The organism is Paenibacillus koleovorans NBRC 103111 (assembly GCF_004000845.1).
In the GTDB taxonomy this organism is placed as follows: domain Bacteria; phylum Bacillota; class Bacilli; order Paenibacillales; family NBRC-103111; genus Paenibacillus_AA; species Paenibacillus_AA koleovorans.
Map to the genome: position 1 here is coordinate 126,684 of NZ_BIMA01000002.1, position 22,576 is coordinate 149,259.

The following is a 22,576-nucleotide window of genomic DNA, read 5'->3' on the forward strand; positions in this document are numbered from 1 at the left end:
CTCCCCTTTGTGGTTAAAGCGATTGATTGTCTGCACGTATGCTCAGAGCCTGATGTCAGATGACGGCGACTGCCCACTGGGAGCCCCGTTTTTGCGGCAAGGCGATTAGCCTTTGACTGATCCGAGCATCACCCCTTTCGCAAAGTGCTTTTGCAGAAACGGGTATAGCACTAGAATCGGGACCGTCGCCAGCAGGATCGCTGCCATGCCGATCGTCTCGGCCGGCGGCTGATGCGCCGATTTGGCCGCCTCGCGGGCAGCGGAGACGAGCGTATTCGTCGCATCGTTCAAGATGACGATTTGCCTTAGAATGACTTGAACCGTCCATTTAGTCGGATCGTTTAAGTACAGGATCGCGGAGAAATACGTGTTCCAATGCGTAACGGCATAGAACAGGCCGAAGGCGGCGAAGGCGGGTTTGGACAATGGTACGACGACCCGCGAAAAAATTTGCAAATCATTGGCTCCGTCTATCGTCGCCGCTTCGGTGAGCTCGCTCGGGATGTTCTGGAAAAATTGCCGAATGACGATCAGATTGAACGAGTTGATCGCGCCGGGAATAATCAAGGCCCAGTAGGAGTTGATAAGGCCGGTCGCCTTGACGATCAGGTAAGTCGGAATCATCCCCGCGCTGAAGACGAACGTGAACAGCACCAGGAAGAGATAGACGCGTTGTCCGTATATATTTCGAGAAATAGCATAGGCCATCGTGGCGGTCAAAATCAAGTTGACGATGCTGCCCACTACTGTGATGTATACGGTTACCCAGATCGAGCGAATAAATTCCTTGGAGCCCAGAATGAAGGAGTAGGAATCCACTACCCACTCTTTCGGCCACAGAATCAGATCGCTCACCGCATACTCTTGTGCGGAAGTAAAGGACACCACGAAGATATAGTAGAACGGGAATAGCATCAGCAGCGCCAGCAACGCTAATAGGATGATGTTCGTGGTGTCTCCTAATATGGAGGCAAACGAGCGGTGTTTGTTCATAGGTCGTTCCCTTCCTTTCTGCTAGAAGACGCCATCTTCGCCGAATTTTTTGGCCAGCTTGTTCGCGATCAGAATCAGCACGAGTCCGACTATGCTCTTGAACAGACCAACCGCCGTACCGAAGCTGAAGTCCGCCTGCTGAATCCCCTTGAAGTATACGTAGGTGTCAAGCACGTTGCCCACATCCATCGTAAACGGGTTCAGCATGAGGAAAATTTGCTCGAAGCCGGAGTCCAATACGTTGCCTAACCGAAGGATAAGCAGGATGATAATCGTGCTGCGCAGCGCGGGCAGCGTGATGTGCCATATTTGTCGCCAACGGCTCGCACCGTCTACGACAGCAGCTTCATACAGGTGAGGGCTGATGCCGGATAATGCAGCCAGGAAGATGATCGTACCCCAGCCGGACTCCTTCCAGATGACCTCGAGCACGATTAATGGCATAAACCATCCGGGCTGTTGGAGAAACTGTATCGGCTCCATCCCGAACATGGCGTGCAGCCCTTTGTTGATGATGCCTTCCGTCTTGAGGAAGATCGTAACGATTCCGACGACGACAACCCAGGACAGGAAATGCGGCAAATAAAGCACTGACTGAATGACTCGCTTGTAGCTTTCGCTTTTCAGCTCATTCAGCATGATGGATAGTATTATCGGAATGGGAAAGGCGAACGCGATTTGCAGAAAGGACAGCCAGAGCGTGTTCCAGAGGACGCGGATGACCTCCTGCTCGGCGAATATTTTCTTGAAATGCGCCAAGCCGACCCATTCGCTATGGAAAAAGCCTTGAAACGGGCTGTAGTCCTGAAACGCAATGATATTGCCCAGCATCGGCACGTAACGGTAAACGATAAAGTACAATAGCCCTGGCATCAGGAGGAGGAATAAGTAGCGTTCCTTCCAGAGCCTTGCAGACAGCTTCTTCCTACTCGGAGGCGAAGCGACTTTTGTGCCGATAGGGCCATTCCCCGCTGGCTGTGGATTTGTTGCCGTTTGTTTCATGCGCTTCACACTCCCTTTCTCCAACCGGATTCATTATGCGCTTTCAATTGGATCGTTATGGATCGATCTACATGGACAGGCTGGGCGCAAGCCCAGTTCAGCGGATGACGCACGCCCGGCTTCGTCTCGAGCTCGGCGCTCAGGCGGACCGTTCGACCGTCCATACCTGGCGGCAGCACGAACGCCGCTTGCCGCAGCTTGCCGGCGTACGGATGGCCGGGATCGAGGCAGCCGCTAAGGTGCAGCTTATGGCCGTCGTCCGGACCTGTGAGCGTCAGCCATACGGTGCCCGGCACGGAGGAGACGCCGTCGTTCGCGAGGGCGATAACCAGCTCGTCGGTGCCGTAGCGCTTGCGCTGCCACACCCATGCCGGCCGCAGCCGGTAGCCCATACGCTTCTGCAGCTCCCGGATCCCCGCCGGATATTGCTCGTTGTAGGCGGCCAGGTTGTCGGACTCGGTCCACATCGACCAGTAATTCGCTCCGACATTCAGCGCATGCAGCATATTGCTCTCCATCGCATTGATTCCTGCCGCGTCGATGGGAATTCGCTTTGTATCGTAGTGCCGATAATAGCCGTCTTCGAGAATAGCGGCGGCCGTCGGCGGCCGATCGTTCAGCATTTGCACTTGGCAAGGCTCTTCAATCAGGATGCTGTCCGTTCGGAGCCAACAGTCTTGGTCGATCGCGAGACGCTGGACGGCTCTATTGCCGACCCGGCTGATGTCCGGCTGGGTGTTGACTGCGAGCGGTACCTTGTCCCAAGTGTCGATTTGCAGCTGTGCCAGCTTCATGAAAGTAAGTTCCGCCTCATAGTCGCTTGATAGCGGATGCGGATACTGGCTCGTATGCCCTTCTCCCCAGAAGCCGTACATCATCAGGTCCATGAACTCGGTCCGCGTATGATTGAACTGTTCGGCGAGCAGCTCGTTCAGCTCTTGAAACGCTTTCATAAACGCTGGATGATTGTAAATCGGTTCCCTCATGATGTGGCCGTCTTTCGTTCTTCCGATCGGCGCGACCGGCACTTGATCCAGAAGGAAATCCGGCATCGCGAGCCGCTCCGGCTGGAACGAATAGTTGGACAGCTGCACGCGGAAGGCGACACGCAGTCCGTACTGTTTGGCCGCTTGTTCGGTCAGCTTCCATACCGGGTGCAAATCGAGCTTGCCCGGCCGGCTCTGCACATCCCGCCAGTCGCATCGGATGTAGAGCACGTCTGCGAATGGGAGCGTCGCCATTTTCTCAATATGTTGTTCCAGCGATTCCTCGCCGTTTCTCGCTTTGACGGAAGGACCGTTCTCCTCCCACGTGTACCCGACCATGCCCAAGCCTACATTTCGTATGTGCTTGTCGCTTGGCGTCGTCGTGGCGATCGTAGCCCAGCCTTCATCCTGGTCGATCTCGAATGGCCCTTGGTCTAGGCGAAACTTCGTTTGTTTGTTCACGGGCTCTCTCTCCCCTCATACCCCTATCGTAGCGAAATCCAGAGCCGGCGGGTATCGGCGGTATTCTAGCTGTTTCACCGTTTGTTTGGAAATGTGAAAAAAAATGAAGGAGTCAACAAATTGTGTAGAATAAAATACTCCGATTCCATCAACGCTACTTATGTAGATTTGCGAACTGCTGATTTGTTAATAACTACGAACGATTTGTTAATAGTGACCTTTAGTTTGTTATTGAGGTGTTTTGGCTTCCGATGGGACAATTAGCAAACTTTTGTTTGTTAATTGCAGACTTTGAGGTTGATCAAGGTGACGGGCTATGTAGTTATTAACCGAACGGAAGTTTGTTATTCGCTTCAGTTTGCGCGATGGCCGATCAACGGAAGGGCAGGAAGAGGGGTTCCGACCGGCTGTTGTAAGCATGGCCCTTGATGGAATTCCGCCGCATTCCCGCAACCTGCTATTTCATCGAGGCGAAGAGTATTCTCGAGCAGCGGGCGCCTGTATCCTTGTTCCCTAGTCCGAATAAATCGGACTAGGGCACGCTTCACCGCCCGAAAAAGCTCGGTAGTCCGAATTGACCCAATTAGAGCGGCGTTTCCCAAACGGAGCGTGCAGGAACGGCTCTGCAAATGGGAAAATTCGGACTAGAGACCACTTCCCCCTCTGATCCTGACACGCAGACCGGAAAAGTCGGACTAGAACAAATACTGCCTTTTCATAGATGGCGCTTGGGATGGCGGACTGAGAGGGCACCTGCTCCTCTCCTCAAACAATAACGCTCCCGCATAGTTACTACTTTGGAGTTGTGGCGAGTGGAACGATCGACTGGACGCGATGTAGGGTAAAATTGGTCTTCTTGGCGGCTAAAACGATCGGCTGGACACGATGAAGGGTAAAATTGGTCTACTTGGCGAAGCGTTATCGTTCTGACTCAAAAAAGACCATACAGGTTAAGCAACCTGATGGTCCATATGAGAATCTGGAGTTCTGTTGTCTCGCTCAACTCAATTCTAGCTCTCCGTCGTCACGAAGCAAATATTCGGTACGGCTCATTGCCTCGAGCGCCTTTTCATCCGGCAGCCAAACCCATGGATCGATCTCGGTCTGGCAGCGATGCGCGCGATAGGCATACAGCTTCTCTCGGCGCGAATCGGAAACATCTACAGCCACGCGCTTCTCGCGTGGAATGCCATACAGTGTCGGGTCCTTCATCGACTCACCGTAGGTGATGAAAAAAAGGCCGTTCAACCCCGGCGGCGTGTTCGAACGTTTGGCTTCATAATATGCGGCCGTGGCGGCTAATCCGATCGCGCAATGGTCCGGATGACCGCCGAGCCGTTCGTGAAAGGTGAGCACCGCTTCGGGCTGGATTTCGCTCAAGTACTGAAGGATCGTCATCTTTAACCGCTCGACCGGTTCATACTCCACTGTCTTGTCCATAAGCCCGAGATAGATCGGCTGTCGAATGCCGAGCCGCTCGCAAGCTTCTGCCAGTTCCCGTTCCCGGAGCCGAGGCATCGACTCGCGAGTCACATAGGGGGGATTGCCTACCCGTCGACCCATCTCGCCTTTGGTCGCGCATACGAGATGGATGTCGACGCCGAGCTTTGCATATTTCGCCAGGATGCCGCCACAGATGAACGATTCATCGTCCGGATGCGCCAGCACGAGCAGCCATTTTTTTTGGGTCACGCTGGTTCACCCCCCTTTTCGAAGTCAAACGGCTTTAGCCCGATCTGCAACGCAGCGGTGATTCGTCCGGATGCATCATGGCCGGCGATCAACAACCGTCCCGGCACTTCTGTGTCCATATCCGTCAGTCCTTCGGCACGAATCCAGCCGCCTTCGCTAGTTCGGATCGCTGCACGGTACGGGCCGAAGCCGGTGACGAACGTTTGCTCGACGACCAAACTCACGTTCCGCAGAAATATCCCCGGATTCGCCTCCAGATGAACATATACCTGTTTTCCATTATAGAATGCCATTGCTTGAACAAGCGCATTCTTCTCAATCGGTTGCATCGGGTTACCCCCTTCGGATGATTTGAAAAGTATATGTTGACCCTGACATCAATGGTATAGTTTACACTAAAGGAAGCCGAGAGGAAAGGAGGCGAGCGATCCGGTGCGAATCGGGGAATTGGCCAAGCGGACGGGCGTCAGCATAAGGTCGCTGCGGTATTATGAGCTGCAGGGCTTGCTAAGCTCCGACCGGGAAGAAAACGGGTATCGCGTGTACTCCGAGCTAGCTGTCGAGCAAGTGAATACGATTCAATTTTACATTCGACTGGGCCTCTCGACGGAAGAGATTGCCGGTTTTCTGCATTGCGTCCTGATCAAAAAAGAAGCGTTCTGCGAGCAAGTGCTTCCGGTGTACCGAAACAAGCTGGAGCAGCTCGACCGCCAAATCGCCCAGCTCGAGATGATCCGCGCGAATTTGAAGGAACGGATCGCTCACCTGCAAGCCGAGGCTACGGAAGCAACAACTCAATGAAGGAGGCCGATTCCAATGGCCATCGAATGGATTACGGAGCAGCACTATCACCAGGAGGTTGGCGCCGCCAAAGTGACGCTCATCGATTTCACGAGCGCCTGGTGCCCGCCATGCAAGCTTCTGCTTCCGCTGCTGGAGGAGCTCCAGCGGGAGCTCGGCGAAGAGCCGGTACGCATCATGAAAGTAAATGCCGACGAAGCGCCGAGCGTCGTCACCGAGCTTGGCATTATGGGGTTGCCTACCGTCATGCTGTACAGGGACGGTCAACCCGTGGAGAAGCTGGTCGGGCTGAGACCGAAGTCGGTCTACCGATCCGCGATTACTCGCGGTCTTCAGATGGCTTGACCACCCAATCGTCATACAGGCGGGAGTCGAAGCTGTCGGCTGGCATCAGACCCGGAATGCGATGAACCGCGCTGACTACCAATGGCGAAGCATTCGACTCGTCGAATCTCGCCAGCTCCACCCACTCCGCACCGGCTGCATCGTCGCTTTCGCGATAAGTGGCCGGTTTTTCGTCGGGAGGCAACTGAACATGAAAGAACAAGGCGATATGCTGAATGTGAGTGTGAGTGTGCTCTATCAGCAAAAGCCGGACTACTTCCTGTGGAGTTTCCAATACAAAGCCTCCCTCGAATCCCTTGCGATAGGCAGGAGGAACAAACCATCCCGCTTGCCACACCTTAGCGTTCCCGGCTCTTTGCGCACCCGCCAATTCATCAAACCCGCCATCACCCACGAACGCACATTCCACCGGACGCACACCCAATCTTTCGGTAGCTAGCTCGTATATTCGGGTGATCGTATTCCAGCTTCTCTCGGCTTACTTTGCGAACGCCATCCGCATATTCGCTCACCAGCGTTTCGAACAAATCGAACAATACGGCTTTTACTTTCACTTAGGCACCTCGCTGGAAAAGGTTGGCTTTCCCATCCATTATAGAGCAGCCCGCCACCGATTACACCAATTCTTTCAATACCGTCTCAATCACTTCCAGCGTATAGTCGATATCCGCGTCCGTATGGCTGTAGCTGACGTGGTTGCGCTTGATATTCATAGGCATTTTGAAAATACCGCGTTCGATCAGCTTCTTCCGGTAGTTGACGTACAGGCCGGCGTCGTTTTTCTCCAGGTCGGAATAGTTAAGCGGCTCGAAATCCATAAAATAAGTCGTCCAAACCGAACCGAAGCCGGCTACATATGCACGGATTCCCAGACGGCTGTGGATGTCGCGGATGCCGCTGCGTATTTTCTCTCCCAGACGGTAAATATGCTCATGCACCGGCTCGTTCTCCATCATCTCGATCGTGGCGATCGAAGCGGCCGTCCCGACGGCATGGCCATTGTAAGTGCCCGCGAACCAGACGTCGCCGCCAGGCTGCGTATTGAAGCGCTGCATGTACTCGCGTTTGCCGGCGATCGCCGCGATCGGGTAGCCGTTCGCCATCGCCTTGCCCATCGTCGTCAAGTCCGGCGTCACGCCTGCCACTTGCTGGAAGCCTCCGATGCTGTGACGGAAGCCGGTGATCACTTCGTCGAAGATCAAGATTACGCCATGGGCGCTGCACAGCTCGCGCAATCCTTGCAGGAAGCCGGGCAGCGGCATGATACAACCGATATTATGCGGGACGGGCTCAACGATCAGCGCGGCGACTTCACCCTTGTTCGCCTGCAGCGTCGATTCGACGCTGTCGAGATCGTTGTAGGTGCAGACTAGCGTGTTGTCGATCGCCTCGTCCATCATACCGGCCGATCCCGGGTCGCGTTTGCCTATCATGTCCCAGGCGCTGAGCATATTGCGAGCTACATAATCATGCCAGCCATGGTAACAGCCTTGGAACTTGATCAGCTTCTTCCTGCCGGTGATCGCGCGAGACAACCGAATGGCGTGATACGTCGCCTCGGAGCCGGAGTTGCAGAACAACACTTGATCGGCGGACGGAACATGCTTGCATATTTTGCGCGCCAGCTCGACCTCGAGATCGGTACAGCCTACGCCGTACAAGTCGGTACGTCCGATCGCCTCGATAACTTTTCCATTCACATACGAATGGTTGTGACCAAGAATGAACGGACCGAAGGCGGCTTGGTAATCGATATATTTTTTGCCGTCCGCATCATAAATATAGGCGCCCTCCCCTTTCGTAAAAACGAGGAACGGATCGACATTCCGGATAGACGTATGGACGCCGCCCGGCGTGTATTTTTTGGACTCTTCGTGAAGCTGTGTATTTTTGGACATGGGACTCCTCCTAGAAAGGTATTGTAAATCATTCAATATGTTGAATATCATTCAAGAGTACTGATAGTGTCATTATAGGAGTGCTTGGATCATCAGTCAATATGCACTGTGCAGCTTAAAATTCGTTTGACAGCCGTTCGCTCAAGAAGTAAATTGAGGATATCAGTTGTTCAACCTATTGATAACCATTTAATGTGCGAACAAATCTGAAGGAGAGTCGATCATGAGATTACAAGGAAAGCGCGTGTTGGTTACCGGCGGGGCTCGCGGGATCGGACTCGGGATCGCAGAGCGGTTCGTTCGAGAAGGGGCGTCCGTATTTTTACTGGATGTTCGCGAGGAAGCTTTGGCCGCAGCCGTTAACCAATTGAACGCTCATCAGACGGAGGGCAGAAGCTCGACCCAAGCTTACGGCGAACTATGCGATCTGGGGAATCCGGAACAAATAACGCGAGTTGCACAAAAAGCGTGGCAAACCTTAGGCGGGATCGATGTTCTGATCAACAATGCGGGCATCGCGACGCGAGAGCCATTTACTTCGATCCCCTACGAACGATGGCAGCAAATCTTAAACGTCAACTTAACAGCGATGTTCCAGCTCAGCCAATGGGTGGCGAATCGGATAATCGCGGACAAGCTGTCGGGCTCCATCGTTAATATGGCATCCAAAAACGGTCTCGCCGGCAGCACGAAGCTGGCCCATTACAACGCTTCGAAAGGCGGTGTTGTACTCTTGACCCAGTCCATGGCCGTCGAGCTGGCTCCTCATGGAATTCGCGTCAACGCCGTAGCGCCGGGCTTCATCGATACCCCGCTCGATCGCGAGCTGAAGCAGAAAGAAAAATTGAATTTGACTGCACGTACGCCGATGGGACGCCTGGGCACGATCGAGGAGACGGCGAACGCCTTTCTTTTCCTCGCTTCCGACGAATCCTCATACATTACCGGCACCACATTAGTCGTAGACGGCGGGCACTTGGCGAATGCCGGAGAGCTGTAAGCCGACCTACAGAAGGAGTTGGTCCCATGGCCCAAGGTACAAAAGATTATTCCGTTCCTGCACTGGATAAAGCGATTGCGATTCTGAATGCCCTGACGGAAGAAGAATTGACAATCGGCGATTTGCACGGCCGGCTGAATTTGCCCAAAACAACGACCTTCGTCATTCTAAATACGCTGGAGCAGTATCAGATTATCGGCAAAACCGCGGATGGCAAATATAGGCTCGGACCCGGCGTAATGCGGTGGTCGAACCGTTATCTCAATTCGATGGATCTAGTTCAACTCGCTCGTCCGCATCTTCAGAGGCTGGTCGAGACCACACCCTATACGGCGCACTTGGCCGTCCTTGTGAATCAGCAGCCGGTTTATTGCGATAAAGTAGAAGGCTCCGGCTTCGTTCGTTTCGCCACCTCGGTCGGCCAATCGCAGCCACTGTACCGATCGAGCGTCGGTAAAGCGCTGGCTTCGGGCATGAGCGACGAAGACATCGTCCGAGCGTTGCCAGAGCAGCTGACCGGATATACAACCAAAAGCATCCGAAGCGTCGAGCAGTTTATGGAAGAAGTCCGTTTTGTGCGGGAGCATGGTTTTTCGTTAGAGGACGAGGAGTTCGAAGAAGGCATCCGCTGTATCGGGGCACCGATTCGCGACGTTTCTGGCTCTATTGTCGCCTCCATGAGCATCACCGCTCTCAGCAAGGACTTGCCGGCTGTGAAGTTTATGACGATCGGCGAGAAAGTAAAAGCGACTGCGCAACGGATTTCGGTCGATCTCGGCTATCACACTGCTCTGAACCAATAATTCCCTTATTTTTGAAGAAAGAAGGAATGTATCATGTCGGATCCATACCAACCTGGCGGCCCTTACAGAGGGCAAAAGTTTTTTGCGGAACCGGACATCTGGGGGTTCGTTCGCCGTTCGTTTACGAAATCGATGGGCTACACTGACGAGGACTTGAAGAAGCCGGTCATCGGCATCTGCAATACGTTCAGCGAGCTGAACAAGTGCCATTCGCACTTCCGCGAGCTGACCGAATGGGTGAAACGCGGTGTCTGGCAAGCCGGCGGAACTCCGATGGAATTCCCCACCATCTCGCTCGGCGAGCCGTATGTCAGACCGACGACGATGCTCTTGCGCAACTTGGCCGCGATGGATACCGAGGAGATGATTAGAGCACATCCGCTCGCAGGTGTGGTCCTGATCGGGGGATGCGACAAAATGGTGCCGGCGCAGCTGATGGCCGCCGTGAGCGCGAACGTCCCGGCAATTGTGCTGACCGGTGGGCCTATGCTGAGCGGCCGTGTCGAAGGGCAATCGGTCGGCGCTTGCACGGACTGCTACCGCTTCAATCTGGAGCACTTAGCAGGCAACATTACCGACGCCCAGCTGTCGGAAGCCGAGAACGGCATCGTGCGCAGCGACGGCCATTGCCAAGTGATGGGCACCGCCAGCACGATGGCTTCGATCGCCGAAGCGCTTGGCATGACGCTGCCCGGCTGCGCGGCGATTCCAGCACCGGATTCCCGCCGCCGCCATATGGCCGAGCGGACCGGCAAACAAATCGTCGAGCTCGTCCGGCAAGGCATCAAACCGACCGACATCATCACGCCGAAGTCGCTCGATAACGCGATCCGTGTCACGATGGCGAGCGGCGGCTCGACGAATGCGATCATCCATCTGATCGCCATCGCCGGCCGGCTCGGTTATCGGATCAAGCTGGAGCAGTTCGATGAGCTTGCGTCTGCGACGCCGTTCCTGCTCAATGTAAGGCCTTCCGGCAAATATTTGATGGAAGAGTATTTCGAAGCCGGCGGTGTCCCCGCCCTCATGAAAGTGCTGGAGCCTCTCTTGCACACCGATTGTTTGACCGTAACCGGTCGGACGGTGGCGGAGAATTTGGCGGACGTGGCAATACCGAGCGGCGACGTAATCTTCCCGCTCGACCGGCCGCTGCAGCCGCAGGGCGGCGTCGCCGTGCTGCGCGGCAACCTCGCCCCGAACGGCGCGCTGATCAAGCAGACGGCGGTGTCGCCGCATCTGCGCCGGCATCGCGGCCGCGCCGTAGTGTTCAACTCGCCGGCCGATCTGGATGCGCGCATCCATGATCCGGCGCTCGAGGTCGACGAGCACAGCGTGCTTGTACTCATGAACGCCGGGCTGAAGGGCGCGCCGGGCATGCCCGAGATCGGGCAAATCCCGATCCCGCAAAAGCTGCTCGTGCGCGGCATCCGCGACATGGTGCGCATCTCCGACGCGCGGATCAGCGGCACCTCCTACGGAGCGCTGATCGTGCATGTCGCGCCGGAGGCCGCTGTCGGCGGCCCCCTCGCCCTCGTCGAGGACGGTGACGAGATTGAGCTCGACATCGACACGCGCAAGCTGGAGCTGCATGTGAACTCGGTTGAGCTCGAAGGGCGGCGCAGCCGCTGGGTCGCCCCGCCTCCCGCCTATACGCGAGGTTATGGGCTGCTCTTCCTCGAGAGCGTCCTGCAGGCGGACGAAGGCTGCGACTTCGATTTCCTGCTGCCACAAGAGCTGCGCGGTGAGACGCCAATCGGCATCCGGAAAGGAGCGACGACCGGATGATCTTCGATTGCCATACGCATCTGTTCCTCCCCGGCCAAGTCGGTGGGCCGACCTTGGCCGCCAGTCGCCGCAACTGGGGGCCGAAGGGCGACATGCTCGCCACCCCGGAGCAGCACGAAGCGGCGGTCGCCGGCCTGGACGGCGCCATCGTGCTTGCCTTCGATGCGCCGGCGGTCGGCATCGACGTGCCTAACAGCGTGGTTGCCGAGTACGTCGCCGGCAAGCCCGGGCTGTTCGGGTTCGCAAGCGTCGATCCGAACCGCCCCGAGGCGCCGCGCCTGCTGGAGGAGGCGATTCGCGAATACGGCTTGAGCGGACTGAAGCTCGGCCCGATCTACCAGAACTTTTATCCGGACGATCGCCGGCATTTCGACTTTTACGCCAAGGCGGATGAGCTGAAGCTCCCGATCATGTGGCATCAAGGCACTTCTTTCGTGCCTGAAGGCTATCTGGACGCTTCCCGTCCGGCTGCGCTCGACCCGATCGCTCGAGCGTTCCCGAGCTTGAAAATGATCATCGCCCACATGGGGCATCCGTGGGTGGACGAATGCATCGCCGTCGTGCGCAAAAACACGAACATGTACATGGATTTATCGGCGCTCGCCGGTCGTCCGTGGCAGTTCTACAATGCGCTCGTCAGTGCAATGGAGTACGGTGTCACGCACAAAATTTTGCTCGGCTCCGACTTCCCTTTCTTCACCGCCGAGCAGACGATCGCCAAGCTGTGGGACATCAACCACCTTGTGGAGGGCACCAAGATGCCGCGAATTACGGATGCCATCATCGAGGACATCATTCACCGCAATACCCCTGAGCTGCTTGGCCTCCAAGCTTAACACACGAAGAGCCGGATCGATCGCCTCCTCTGCGAACGAACCCGGCTCTTTCCTTTTTTCTATTGCCGCGTAGCCAGCTCCTGAGAACTCCTCCCTAACCGGCTTGCCCTCACGGAACCGACCTCCACGCTCTTTTGGGGCGGCATCTGTCGATTCCTCCTTGCTACTTCTTCACCCATGCATTAGCCAGCTCGAACGAATCGCCGGGCTTCAAGTCGATCCACACCTCAACGCCGTCGATCATCCGTCTTGCCTTCTGCCCCAGCTCCCGCTTCTTCGTCTCGAACGGACTGTCCGCATTCAAGCAGACGAGTGAGATATCGGTCTCCAAATGCAAAAGCTGCCCTTCCAGCCTAGGCTGCCGAAGCTGATAAGCGGACGGCTTCGCGTAATCCGGGGAATCGAACAGAGCCACCCGCCCTTCGATCGCACTCAAGTCCGCCAGCTCCTCGAAAGAGTCCGTCGCTGAACGATCCCCGTCCGCTTCCAGCCGCACGGTCACGGTACCGGTTCCACCCTGCTCTTCCGCATTCACGACCGTTCCCCTCAACCAGGCCTCACGACGTGATTCCTGGACGCCCGGCGCCTCCAGAATCGTAAACCTCGTCGCCTCGGCCGCCAACAGCTGATCGCCGTTATAGCGTAGCAGCGTAGTTTTCGCATCGGTCACAATCCGGTTCCCCAAGCTGTCTTCCCACTCGGCCCTCTCCCCGTCCCCATACGCGCTGATCAGGAGGTCGCGAACCCCGTTGCTATGACTCACTTCCACCCCGACCGGCCCGAAGCCGTTTGCCGCCGCAGATGACGAAATCCTTTTCAAAGGTGCTACTGAACTCAAAAAGGGCTGCTGATCGTATGGCTCGAGCACGGAACAAAACACCGCCGAATGTCCTTCAATATCCATCATGCCGGCCTCGCCTTGTTGACGCCACATGACGAATGGATGCCACTCCGCCCGACCCATCGCTTGGAACCCTTTCTCCCCCACACTAACGACCACTTCCCGATCTGGATCACCGGCGCCAGGAACCGTATGCACCTTCAGAGCCGCCCCTTCATACCGATACGTCCAGCCGACACCTCCAGCTAACGAAGGCTTGACCTTCCGGATCGCTTTCATCCACCCGTAGCCCGGCTTCTCGTACAACGCGGCAGTCTCCTGCTCGTCCAATGTCTGGAGCAACGTCCCGTCAAGCGACACCCATTCCTCCTCGTCGATCCCATGAAACTCCACTTGATCGAGGCGCAGCATCCCTCCCGTGCTATAGTCGAACGTCCGTCCCCCGTTTACATAGTTCAAATCGAGCACATACGCATCCGGCGAATCCGGTGCAGGTACGAGCCACACCCAACGCTCCGCGTGAGAGCCCGGCAGCATCAGCTCATTGCGCAGACCTGACGCTTGCATCCAGGCCCCTTCATAGTGAGCCAGCTGCTTCGAATACGACCATTTCTGATTGCGGCCATCTACGTGAGTCACCATACAGGCGGCGGAATGCGTCTCCCAGCCGTGATACTTCGGACTGATCCAGGTGTAAGGATAAGCTCCTATGCCAGCCATCAGATGATAGCCGTAAGCGCCGATCCACAGTCCGAGCTTGTCCCCATGTGCATGACCCGCCGTAGGCTGCCCATACAGAACGACATGTTTGCAATCCGCTGCAGTATGTCCGTGACGGAGCACGCTTGTTTCCGAATTTTGCAGCAAAAAGGGACCTTGCACCGCGCTCGCGCCAGCAGAACCGATGGAGCCTTCGAAACCGACAGCAGACTGCCAATCCATGCGAAGCGTTTCCACATCCGATGCCGTAGCCAGCAGCAGCAAACCGTGACAAAGATGCGTATCCCGAACCGCCATGACCCGTCCCGACTCCAGCTCTTCCTCGCTATACATTGCCAGCAGCGGACCTATGAGCGAGCGAAACGACGGCATACGCGCATACGTGATGTCGAACAGAGGCTTATACTCCGGCAGACCGGTTCTTCGCTCGCCGCTAATCGGTTCGTCGTTGTCCAGCGCCCAGTCGCCGAATGCCGGAATGATCGCCCCCATCTGCGTTCGGAACATGTAGTGGATGATACCCTGAACGCCATACTGCTTCTGCTCGAACATCGAGATCGGCTCGGGATAATGGTGGCCTTCCGGATCGGTGAACAAATAATTCGTATTCGCCATCATGACCAAATGGGCGCAAATGTGCTCGAGGTAGCCATAGGAATCATAGGCGAAGCGGCCGTCCCGATAAAACAGGTTGCGCAGCTTTCCCTGCAGGCTATGCGGCCCTTCCGTCAGCACATGGCGCATCAGCTCGCCGCTCTGCATGAAGCTCGCCAGCACGAGCTGCTTGTAGATGTAGCGAAGCGACCAATCGGCCGACCGGCGCACCTCGAGCTCGCAGCTGTACAGCAAGTACGGCATCAGCTCATGGACGGTTTCCTTCACGCAAAACGGTGTTGCGCGCGGTCGACCTTCGGCATCCGGTTTATGCGCCATAAACGATGCCAGCTCAGGAGCTAACACGTCAATGTCGTCATACAACAAATCAAGCGCCTCGAAAAAGTTGTCATACCATTGCGACTCCGTCGTGGACGGCTCGGCGATATGCACAGTGTCGCTGAACGTCCCGTCGGCGAAATTGCCGTTCATGTACGGAATCAGCTCGGCGATCCGCCCGATGAGAAGCAGCGCCTTATGCGCATAGCGGCGATCTCCCGTCAAGACGTAGGCGTACGCCAAATTGTTGATCGCCCCGGCGTATTGACGTCCGCTCGACTCCGGGCAAACCGCCGGATCTTCGATCGTCTGGCAATACGGCGCTCCCATCAGCATCCCGAGCACGAACAGTCTGTAAGCGCCTACAAACATATACCGAACGTTCGGATAGGGGAACCCTTCCGGAGCGATAAACCCGTCGCCGGCATCCTCCAGCGTCAGTTCTTCGCCGGTGCCTGGGTTCGTCAGCTTCATGCCGAGCCTCCACCACATCCCCGTCAAAGGGTTGTAGAAGGCGTACGGCTCCTCGAGGCAAGTCTGCAGCATCCGGAAATTGCCGAACGTATAAGGATCGCCGTAATATTGCGCCACCGTCAGCGCCCTCGGGTTGCCTGTCGGAACAAGCTCATACAGCTCTTCGTCGCTCTTCGCCGCCCAATAGTCGGCTACCTCGAGAATCGCCGCCTTCATCGCGCCGCCCCATGCCGTCGTCTCCGCATGACGCCGCGCCTGCTCCGCATCCTCGCGTCCGATGCGGCCGCTCATGCCGTTCCGCTTGCGCGTCACGAAGCGATGCAGCTCGGCCGGCACTTGCCGGCGCTCCCAGCGCGTCGGCAACCCGCGGCTGTCCTGATCCGCCGCCCTCACCGCAGCTTCGACGCCCTCGCGATCAAGCCCGCGGGCAATCAGCAGGTCGCCCATGCCGTGACCGTGGACGATCGAGTCGCACGGAAGCCCGGACCACTTGATAATACCGCTGTCACCGGAGCCCGGCGTTTCTCGGAACACATTGAAGCCGACCCATCGCCTGTTGGATGAGTCCCCGTCTGCATCCTCGGCTCCTGCATGTTCCATCCCGATTAAAGCAAGCGGCAGCTCGATCGTTACAAGTATGGTTCCATTATTTCCGCTTACCGCCGATCCCGCGAACCCATCCGGCAAAGGCTCATTTTCATATTCATAGAGGAACCGCTCAAACTGAAAAGCATCCAAGCTCCCATAGACGGCCGGGTCCCCTCCGCTCCAAGACCAGCGAATCCTCATCATATTGTGCGGTCGCCTCCCATGATGCGCCGGATCCAACAGCAAGACGACATTCTCGTTGCCGAGCTTCCCTATGCCTTCGAGCTCCAGTACGAACCCGACCCGAGTGCCGTCCGTATAGGCGGAAATGGCGGTTTGCCGCTCCGTCGGCTTCAGCGTATGACCAATTGTGAATGCCGAATGTCGATCTGGCGCGACACCGCTCCCTTTTTCGTATGCACACAGCACCGGATATAGCGTTTTCTCGTTGGTTTGAAGCTTCACAATCATTCCTCCTCGCTATAATAGCCACTTCAGCCATACATACAAACCCGTCAACGTCAGGAGCAAGGTCGGTACCGTCAACAGCACCCCGATTTTGAAGTAGTAGCCCCACGTAATCCGCACCCCTTTTCGCGCCAAAACATGCAGCCAGATCAGGGTGGCCAGCGAACCGATCGGGGTCATTTTCGGACCTAGATTAGACCCGATCACATTGGCGTAAATAAGCATTTCCCGCATCAACCCATCCGTCTGTGTCTCGTCAATCGCCAGCGTCCCGACCAATAAAGTCGGCAAATTGTTCATCCCGCTAGACAAAATCGCCGACAAGTAGCCCATTCCTAGCGCTGCCACATATAGGCCTTGCCCCGCGAACCATTCGATCAGCAGGCTCAATTGCTCCGTCAGGCCCGCATTACGAAGACCGTAGACGACCACGTACATGCCAATGGAAAAAATGACGATCGTCCAAGGAGCTTCTCGCAGCACTTTACCGGCATGAACCGCGCTGCTCCCGCTTGCGGCAGCCAAGAACACAGCCGCTGCCGCGCCAACGAGCAGACAAACGGGAACAGGCAGCCACTCGCTGGAAAGATAGGCACCGAACAGGACGGCAATGATCCACCAGGACAAACGGAACAGCTTGACATCGCGGATCGCCTCGGACGGTTTTTTCAAATCGGCGGGCCGATAAGCTTCGGGAATGCTGCGCCGGTATACGAGCACGATCATGAGCAGGCTGGCCACAAACGAGACGAGATTCGGTACGACCATACGGCTCGCATATTCGACGAACCCGATGCCGAAATAATCGGCCGTCACGATGTTGGTCAAATTGCTCACGATCAGCGGGAGCGACGTCGTATCGGCAATAAACCCTCCGGCCATGACAAAAGCCAGCACGCGCCGCTCGTCCATCTGCAACGCTCTTACTTGCGCGAGCATGATCGGCGTCAAGATAAGCGCCGCTCCGTCATTCGCGAAAAACGCCGAAACCGCCGCCCCCAGAGCGAGCATGTAGAGGAACATGCGCTTGCCGTCGCCACGGGCCAGACGAGCCATATGCAGCGCCGACCATTCGAAGAAGCCGACCTCATCCAGAATGACCGAGATGACGATCAAAGCTACGAAGGTCAAGGTGGCGTTCCATACGATTCCTCCGACCGTCCAGACGTCGACCCAATTCACGATTCCGAACATCAGCGCCAACAAGGCGCCAACCGCCGCCGGCCAGCCGATGCTGAGCCCCCTGGGCTGCCAAATCACAAAAACCATGGTTGCTGCAAAAATTAGGATCGCAATGGAAGCAAACAAAAAAATGACTTCCCCTCTCTTGTGCCTGTCCCTTAGTTGTATTTCTTTTCTGTGAATATCTGACTCTACTATATCGAGAATCTTATCGCTTGAAAAGCATAGAAAATAAAAATCCGCCCCCTGTCCTGGTTGGACAGACGGAGCGGATTTGCCAGCCCGCTATACGATTAGGAAGTCAAGGTCATGCTTTTCATCTGACGCTGCTTTCTCGACTTACGGAAGAAGAACAGCTCATACACGCAAGGGACGATAACCAGGGTCAGCAGCGTGGCGACGGCCAGACCGCCAATAACAACGATGGCCAAGCTTTGCGAGACGATGCTTCCTGTCTCCGCGGTGCCGAATACGAGCGGCAGCATTGCACAGATAGTGGCGATCGCCGTCATCAGAATCGGGCGCATCCGGGAGCTCGCCGCTTCGAGCAACGCTTCGCGAATCGGCATCGTTTCTTCGTTCTGCTTCACGCGGTCGATCAGGACGATGGCATTCGTGACGACGATGCCGATCAGCATCAGAGCGCCGAACATTACTGTGAAGTCCGGAGTGACGCCCGATACGAGCAAGCCGAGCACCGCGCCGATAGCGGCCAGCGGCAACGAGAACAGGATGGCAAGCGGCGCACGCAATGTTTTGAAGGAAATGACCATGACCAGATACACAATACAGATCGAGATGAGGGCGGTCGTGCCCAGATCGGCGAAATCTTCGGATTGGTCGGCGGATGCACCGCCAACATGCAGCTCCATACCGCTAGGCAGCTTTATTGCGCCGGTCCGCTTTGTGATCTCGTCGCCTGCCAGCGACAGCTGTCTCGGCTCCACAGTAGCGGAAACGCGGACAAACGGTTTGCCTTCCTTATGATACAGCATGCTGGCTTCATCGGTTTTGGTCAACTTAGCTACGGAGGATAGCGGTGCCGGACCTTTATCCGTCATGATGGACAGCGAGGACAGATCGCTCATCGATTTCGGATTGATGACCGGGTTCAAGTAAACCGTAGCATGCTGCTTGTCGATCTGCATCATGCCGATTGGAACCGGGTTCAGCATGCCTTGCAGCTGTATCGACAGCTCTTGGGCGTTCGCTTGGGCCGAATCGACTTCGAACGTGTACACCGGCTTCTTCGAATCCTGATTGCTTTTCACTTTCAGGACACCTTCGACGGTGCGTATTTGCTCCATTACTTTGCTGGCCGTTTCATTCAGCTTAGTGGGATCGTCACCCGTGATGTCGACGAAAATTTCCGTTGCGCTTGCGTTTGTTGCGAAGTCCAGCGCTCCTGCATTCAGCTCGGCGCCCGGGAAATTCGGACGTTGTCCTTTTACAGCTTCAATCAGCTTCTCGGCATCCGCCCCTTTGTTCATCTCGATCATGTACGAGACGAGTGTAGGCGATTGCACGGTACCTTCTTTGGCCGAGTCGGCGCTGTTGCCGAATTGCATCATGCTCCACTTCGGTCCTTCTTGTTTGTTCAGAAATTGTTCCAGCTTTTTGCCTTCTGCAAGCACTTTGTCTGTCGGCATGTCGCTAGGATACTCGAGCGTGACCATCAGGTTTGCGGCGTTGGACGAATCGATTGCGCCTTTCGGCATCGAGACGTACATTCCGATCGAACCGGCGAACAGAACACCTGCGGTCAGCAGCGGCACCCATTTGTGAGCCAAATTCCAACGGAGGAAGCCGCTGAACTTCTCGGAAGGCTGATGCTCCTTCGGTTTGGCATTTCTCAGCATGGCGGCGCTAAGCAGCGGTACTACGGTCAACGCTACGAGCAACGAGGCCAGCAGCGAGTATGTGACGGTTAGCGCGAACGGCAGCAGGAACGCTTGGAGCGATCCGCGCAGCAGCCCCATCGGCAGGAAGACGGCAACCGTCGTAATCGTCGATGTCGTGATGGCGGAAGCGACTTCCTTCGTGGCGTCGATGACGAGCGACACCGAGAAGGTTTCCTTTTGCAGACGGCGGTAAATGTTCTCGATGACGACGATGCTATCGTCCACGAGTCGTCCTACGGCCACAGCCACACCGCCTAAAGTAATGACATTCAGCGATACACCAGACAAGTCGAGCAAGTACAGCGTAATAGCCAACGAAAGCGGAATCGAGACGATTGTGATGAACGTCGTTCTCAGATTGCGCAGGAACAACAGAATGACGGCAGTAGCGAACAGCGCGCCCAAGAGCACTTCACGCATCATGCTGTTCACGGAATCGACTACCATTTCGGATGTGCTGGAGAGCACGCGAACCTCGGCGTTCGGCATTTCGCCCGCGAGCCGATCGACGGTCTCCTGCACCGTGTGGCCTACATCCACGGCATTGGCGCCGGAAGCTTTCGAGATCGTCAGTACCAGAATATCTTTGCCATCGATGCGGCTCACGCTTTCCTGGTTCGAGTTCAGCTTCACTTCCGCCACATCGCCGAGCGTAACGCCTGGCGCAACAGGCAATTTCTTCAGCGTCTCCAGGCTGTCCACTTGACCGGACACTTTGATATTGCCCATCGTGCCGTCGATCGTTTTCTCGCCAATCGAGGAGGTAGCGTCACGACCTTGCAGAACGCCCATCAGCGACTGGAACGGGACGTTTATCTGGCTTAGCTTTTGCGGATCGGCAGTTACGCCTACGGACGGAGACGATTTACCGTAAAACGATACGTTGCCCGCCCCTTTGATTTTCTGGAATTCCGGTAAAATTTGATCTTCAGCTATCTTCATGTTTGTCGGAGTCAACCCGTCCTTGAAGGACAGAGATACCCAGGACACCGGAATCATATCGGTGTTTAATTGCAGCACATACGGCGGCGATACGCGCTCCGGCAGTTGAACGGCATTCACCGCTTCTTGCACAGCAGCTTTCGCTTCTTTCATATTCGTCTTCGAGTCGAACGTCAGGTCGATCTTGCTAAATCCATCCCCCGTCGAAGACAACATTCCCGTCTTGCCTTTCACTAGCGACACGGCCTTCTCCAGCGGCTCGGTCACGCTCGTTTCCATGGACTTGGCGTCATAGCCTTGCCCGATCGCCGTCACCGTTACAGCCGGATTGTCGGCGGACGGCAGAAATTCCATCGGCAGCATCCAGTAGCTGAATACTCCTACCAACAAAGCCATGACGACCCCGATTTTCATCGCCGCTTTGTTGCGGAACGCCCAATTTGTAATACCTTTCATCTTACGAATCCCCTCTCCTAACAGTTGATTTTCACAGTTATTAGATTAACGTGATTCCGATTCCATCAGAAGCGCCCCGAGAATGGTTTTGTGCTGGACCTAGGTCGGGGGGCCGAATCGGTATGCAGCCTGAGAAAGGAGAGAGAGAAACCAAGCAATTTGTTCGCCAAAAAGAGAACTTATGTTTGTGCGAACTCGAGTTCTATGGTATAATTTTCACATAATCCGTAGATGGAGTGAGCCTTTATGAGCAAAGTATCGAACCGACAGCAAGCGATATTGGATTTCATCAAGAGCGAGGTGCGGGAGAAGGGCTATCCGCCTTCCGTTCGCGAGATCGGCGAGGCCGTACAGCTCGCTTCCAGCTCCACGGTCCACGGACATCTGGATCGGCTGGAGAAGAAAGGCTTTATTCGTCGCGATCCTACGAAACCCAGAGCGATTGAGATTCTCGACGGCGAGACTTCGTCTCCGTTCGCGCTTAGCGTCTCCCGAGTGCCGTTGATCGGTCGCGTTACCGCGGGTTCTCCTATCATGGCGACCGAGAATATCGAAGATTACTTCCCGTTGCCTGCGCACTATGTGAAGGACGACAACGTCTTCATGCTTCGCATTGTCGGTGACAGTATGGTTGAGGTCGGCATCCACAATGACGACTGCGTGATCGTGAAGCAACAGCAGTCCGCGAACAACGGCGACGTCGTCGTCGCGATGACCGAGGAAGACGAAGCGACCGTGAAGACGTTCTACAAGGAACGGGACCACATCCGGCTGCAGCCGGAGAATGCGTCCATGGAGCCGATCCGGCTCAAGAACGTGACGATTCTCGGCAAGGTCATCGGGCTGTTCCGCGACATCCGCTAAGGTTAGTATGCAAAAGCCATCCCCGCTCGATTGTTCGAGGCAGAGGATGGCTTTTTTCATGTGAAGAGGTGTCGATACATTCTCGGTCGCTCAGAGTTCCTGTTTACACAGGAGGAGTAGCATTAACCATGCGTAGAGGCGCAATCTCGCTAACAAACTCGCTCGTTCTGTGTACCAAATTACTCAGAGGGAATACCTTTCTCATGGAACAGGTGCAATCACGCTACAAGCTCTCTCACTCTGAGTACCAAATTACTCAGTGGGAGTACCTTTTTCATTGATGAGGTGCAATCACGCTACAAGTTCGCTCACTCTGAGTACCATATTACTCGGCGGGAGTACCTTTCTCATGGAACAGGTGCAATCACGCTACAAGTTCGCTCTCTCTGAGTACCATATTACTCGGCGGGAGTACCTTTTTTCGCTAATCTGCGCCTATCTCCCCCATCTGAGTACCCAAGTATCCAGAACGCGAAGCTAGGTTCCGATTTTGTTTACTTTGGTACTCAGCCCACCACCCAGCACACAAAATTGCGAAATTCAGTACTCAGACTGGATACTAACCTTCCTCCACCCCCAACAGTCCGCCAATCCCGCCAAGTAG

17 protein-coding genes are annotated in these 22,576 nt (G+C 55.8%); 7 read left to right on the top strand and 10 right to left on the bottom strand.

Features of this window, described 5'->3' with window-relative positions; all coding sequences use genetic code 11:
• Nucleotides 1–105 precede the first annotated feature (105 nt).
• The 5 genes from PKO02S_RS01635 to PKO02S_RS01655 form a co-directional block, all read right to left on the bottom strand.
• The gene (locus PKO02S_RS01635; RefSeq protein ID WP_127579336.1) at nucleotides 106–993 is read right to left on the bottom strand and encodes a carbohydrate ABC transporter permease; all 888 of its coding nucleotides are present in this window, start codon (nucleotides 991–993) and stop codon (nucleotides 106–108) included.
• Nucleotides 994–1,014: 21 nt separating this feature from the next.
• Nucleotides 1,015–1,995, bottom strand: a complete 981-nt coding sequence (locus PKO02S_RS01640) for an ABC transporter permease (protein ID WP_127579337.1) — start codon at nucleotides 1,993–1,995, stop codon at nucleotides 1,015–1,017.
• A 5-nt stretch (nucleotides 1,996–2,000) separates the two neighbouring features.
• Entirely contained in the window at nucleotides 2,001–3,443 is a 1,443-nt protein-coding gene (locus PKO02S_RS01645) for a hypothetical protein (protein WP_127579338.1), read from the bottom strand.
• A gap of 999 nt (nucleotides 3,444–4,442) precedes the next feature.
• Nucleotides 4,443–5,135, bottom strand: coding sequence for a PIG-L family deacetylase (locus PKO02S_RS01650; RefSeq protein WP_127579339.1), 693 nt, complete (start codon nucleotides 5,133–5,135; stop codon nucleotides 4,443–4,445).
• Nucleotides 5,132–5,464: a DUF1806 family protein gene (locus PKO02S_RS01655; RefSeq protein WP_127579340.1), complete on the bottom strand. Its 333-nt coding sequence runs from the start codon at nucleotides 5,462–5,464 to the stop codon at nucleotides 5,132–5,134. Before PKO02S_RS01655 ends, PKO02S_RS01650 begins: the two co-directional genes overlap by 4 nt.
• Nucleotides 5,465–5,567: 103 nt before the next feature.
• On the opposite strand from PKO02S_RS01655, the gene PKO02S_RS01660 reads away from it, so the two are divergent.
• The gene (locus PKO02S_RS01660; protein WP_127579341.1) at nucleotides 5,568–5,936 is read left to right on the top strand and encodes a MerR family transcriptional regulator; all 369 of its coding nucleotides are present in this window, start codon (nucleotides 5,568–5,570) and stop codon (nucleotides 5,934–5,936) included.
• Between the two features lie 15 nt (nucleotides 5,937–5,951).
• Nucleotides 5,952–6,281: a thioredoxin family protein gene (locus PKO02S_RS01665; protein WP_127579342.1), complete on the top strand. Its 330-nt coding sequence runs from the start codon at nucleotides 5,952–5,954 to the stop codon at nucleotides 6,279–6,281.
• On the opposite strand, the gene PKO02S_RS01670 is transcribed toward PKO02S_RS01665, so the two are convergent.
• Nucleotides 6,256–6,555, bottom strand: coding sequence for an NUDIX hydrolase (locus tag PKO02S_RS01670; RefSeq protein ID WP_127579343.1), 300 nt, complete (start codon nucleotides 6,553–6,555; stop codon nucleotides 6,256–6,258). The genes PKO02S_RS01665 and PKO02S_RS01670 overlap by 26 nt on opposite strands.
• Nucleotides 6,556–6,895: 340 nt before the next feature.
• Entirely contained in the window at nucleotides 6,896–8,179 is a 1,284-nt protein-coding gene (locus PKO02S_RS01680; protein WP_127579344.1) for an aspartate aminotransferase family protein, read from the bottom strand.
• Nucleotides 8,180–8,402: 223 nt separating this feature from the next.
• Here PKO02S_RS01680 and PKO02S_RS01685 point away from each other — a divergent pair, with 223 nt between their 5' ends.
• From PKO02S_RS01685 to PKO02S_RS01700, 4 genes are read left to right on the top strand one after another with little or no spacing between them, the layout of a single operon-like run.
• Nucleotides 8,403–9,179 (top strand): SDR family NAD(P)-dependent oxidoreductase, encoded by a 777-nt coding sequence (locus PKO02S_RS01685; RefSeq protein ID WP_127579345.1) that lies wholly within the window; start codon nucleotides 8,403–8,405, stop codon nucleotides 9,177–9,179.
• Nucleotides 9,180–9,205: 26 nt separating this feature from the next.
• Entirely contained in the window at nucleotides 9,206–9,982 is a 777-nt protein-coding gene (locus PKO02S_RS01690; protein ID WP_127579346.1) for an IclR family transcriptional regulator, read from the top strand.
• Between the two features lie 33 nt (nucleotides 9,983–10,015).
• Complete coding sequence (locus tag PKO02S_RS01695; RefSeq protein ID WP_127579347.1) at nucleotides 10,016–11,767, top strand: IlvD/Edd family dehydratase; 1,752 nt, start codon at nucleotides 10,016–10,018, stop codon at nucleotides 11,765–11,767.
• The gene (locus PKO02S_RS01700; RefSeq protein WP_127579348.1) at nucleotides 11,764–12,603 is read left to right on the top strand and encodes an amidohydrolase family protein; all 840 of its coding nucleotides are present in this window, start codon (nucleotides 11,764–11,766) and stop codon (nucleotides 12,601–12,603) included. Before PKO02S_RS01695 ends, PKO02S_RS01700 begins: the two co-directional genes overlap by 4 nt.
• Nucleotides 12,604–12,766: 163 nt before the next feature.
• Here the strand turns inward: PKO02S_RS01700 and PKO02S_RS01705 are convergent, their stop codons facing one another.
• The 3 genes from PKO02S_RS01705 to PKO02S_RS01715 all read right to left on the bottom strand — a co-directional run bounded on the left by PKO02S_RS01705 (nucleotide 12,767) and on the right by PKO02S_RS01715 (nucleotide 21,108).
• Complete coding sequence (locus PKO02S_RS01705) at nucleotides 12,767–16,624, bottom strand: hypothetical protein (protein WP_127579349.1); 3,858 nt, start codon at nucleotides 16,622–16,624, stop codon at nucleotides 12,767–12,769.
• Between the two features lie 15 nt (nucleotides 16,625–16,639).
• A complete protein-coding gene (locus tag PKO02S_RS01710; protein ID WP_127579350.1) occupies nucleotides 16,640–17,935 on the bottom strand; it encodes an arsenic transporter in 1,296 nt (431 codons plus the stop codon).
• Nucleotides 17,936–18,102: 167 nt separating this feature from the next.
• Complete coding sequence (locus PKO02S_RS01715; RefSeq protein ID WP_127579351.1) at nucleotides 18,103–21,108, bottom strand: efflux RND transporter permease subunit; 3,006 nt, start codon at nucleotides 21,106–21,108, stop codon at nucleotides 18,103–18,105.
• 246 nt (nucleotides 21,109–21,354) lie between these two features.
• Between PKO02S_RS01715 and lexA the strand changes: the two genes are divergently transcribed.
• Nucleotides 21,355–21,972, top strand: coding sequence for a transcriptional repressor LexA (gene lexA, locus PKO02S_RS01720; protein WP_127579352.1), 618 nt, complete (start codon nucleotides 21,355–21,357; stop codon nucleotides 21,970–21,972).
• Nucleotides 21,973–22,576 lie beyond the last annotated feature (604 nt).

Excerpts from the sequence above, each read along its gene's own strand:
- PKO02S_RS01690 (WP_127579346.1), top strand. The coding sequence starts at position 9,206 with ATGGCCCAAGGTACAAAAGATTATTCCGTTCCTGCACTGGATAAAGCG.
- PKO02S_RS01680 (WP_127579344.1), bottom strand. The coding sequence starts at position 8,179 with ATGTCCAAAAATACACAGCTTCACGAAGAGTCCAAAAAATACACGCCG.
- PKO02S_RS01635 (WP_127579336.1), bottom strand. The coding sequence starts at position 993 with ATGAACAAACACCGCTCGTTTGCCTCCATATTAGGAGACACCACGAAC.
- PKO02S_RS01695 (WP_127579347.1), top strand. The coding sequence starts at position 10,016 with ATGTCGGATCCATACCAACCTGGCGGCCCTTACAGAGGGCAAAAGTTT.
- PKO02S_RS01700 (WP_127579348.1), top strand. The coding sequence starts at position 11,764 with ATGATCTTCGATTGCCATACGCATCTGTTCCTCCCCGGCCAAGTCGGT.
- PKO02S_RS01665 (WP_127579342.1), top strand. The coding sequence starts at position 5,952 with ATGGCCATCGAATGGATTACGGAGCAGCACTATCACCAGGAGGTTGGC.
- PKO02S_RS01715 (WP_127579351.1), bottom strand. The coding sequence starts at position 21,108 with ATGAAAGGTATTACAAATTGGGCGTTCCGCAACAAAGCGGCGATGAAA.
- PKO02S_RS01685 (WP_127579345.1), top strand. The coding sequence starts at position 8,403 with ATGAGATTACAAGGAAAGCGCGTGTTGGTTACCGGCGGGGCTCGCGGG.
- lexA (WP_127579352.1), top strand. The coding sequence starts at position 21,355 with ATGAGCAAAGTATCGAACCGACAGCAAGCGATATTGGATTTCATCAAG.
- PKO02S_RS01640 (WP_127579337.1), bottom strand. The coding sequence starts at position 1,995 with ATGAAACAAACGGCAACAAATCCACAGCCAGCGGGGAATGGCCCTATC.
- PKO02S_RS01655 (WP_127579340.1), bottom strand. The coding sequence starts at position 5,464 with ATGCAACCGATTGAGAAGAATGCGCTTGTTCAAGCAATGGCATTCTAT.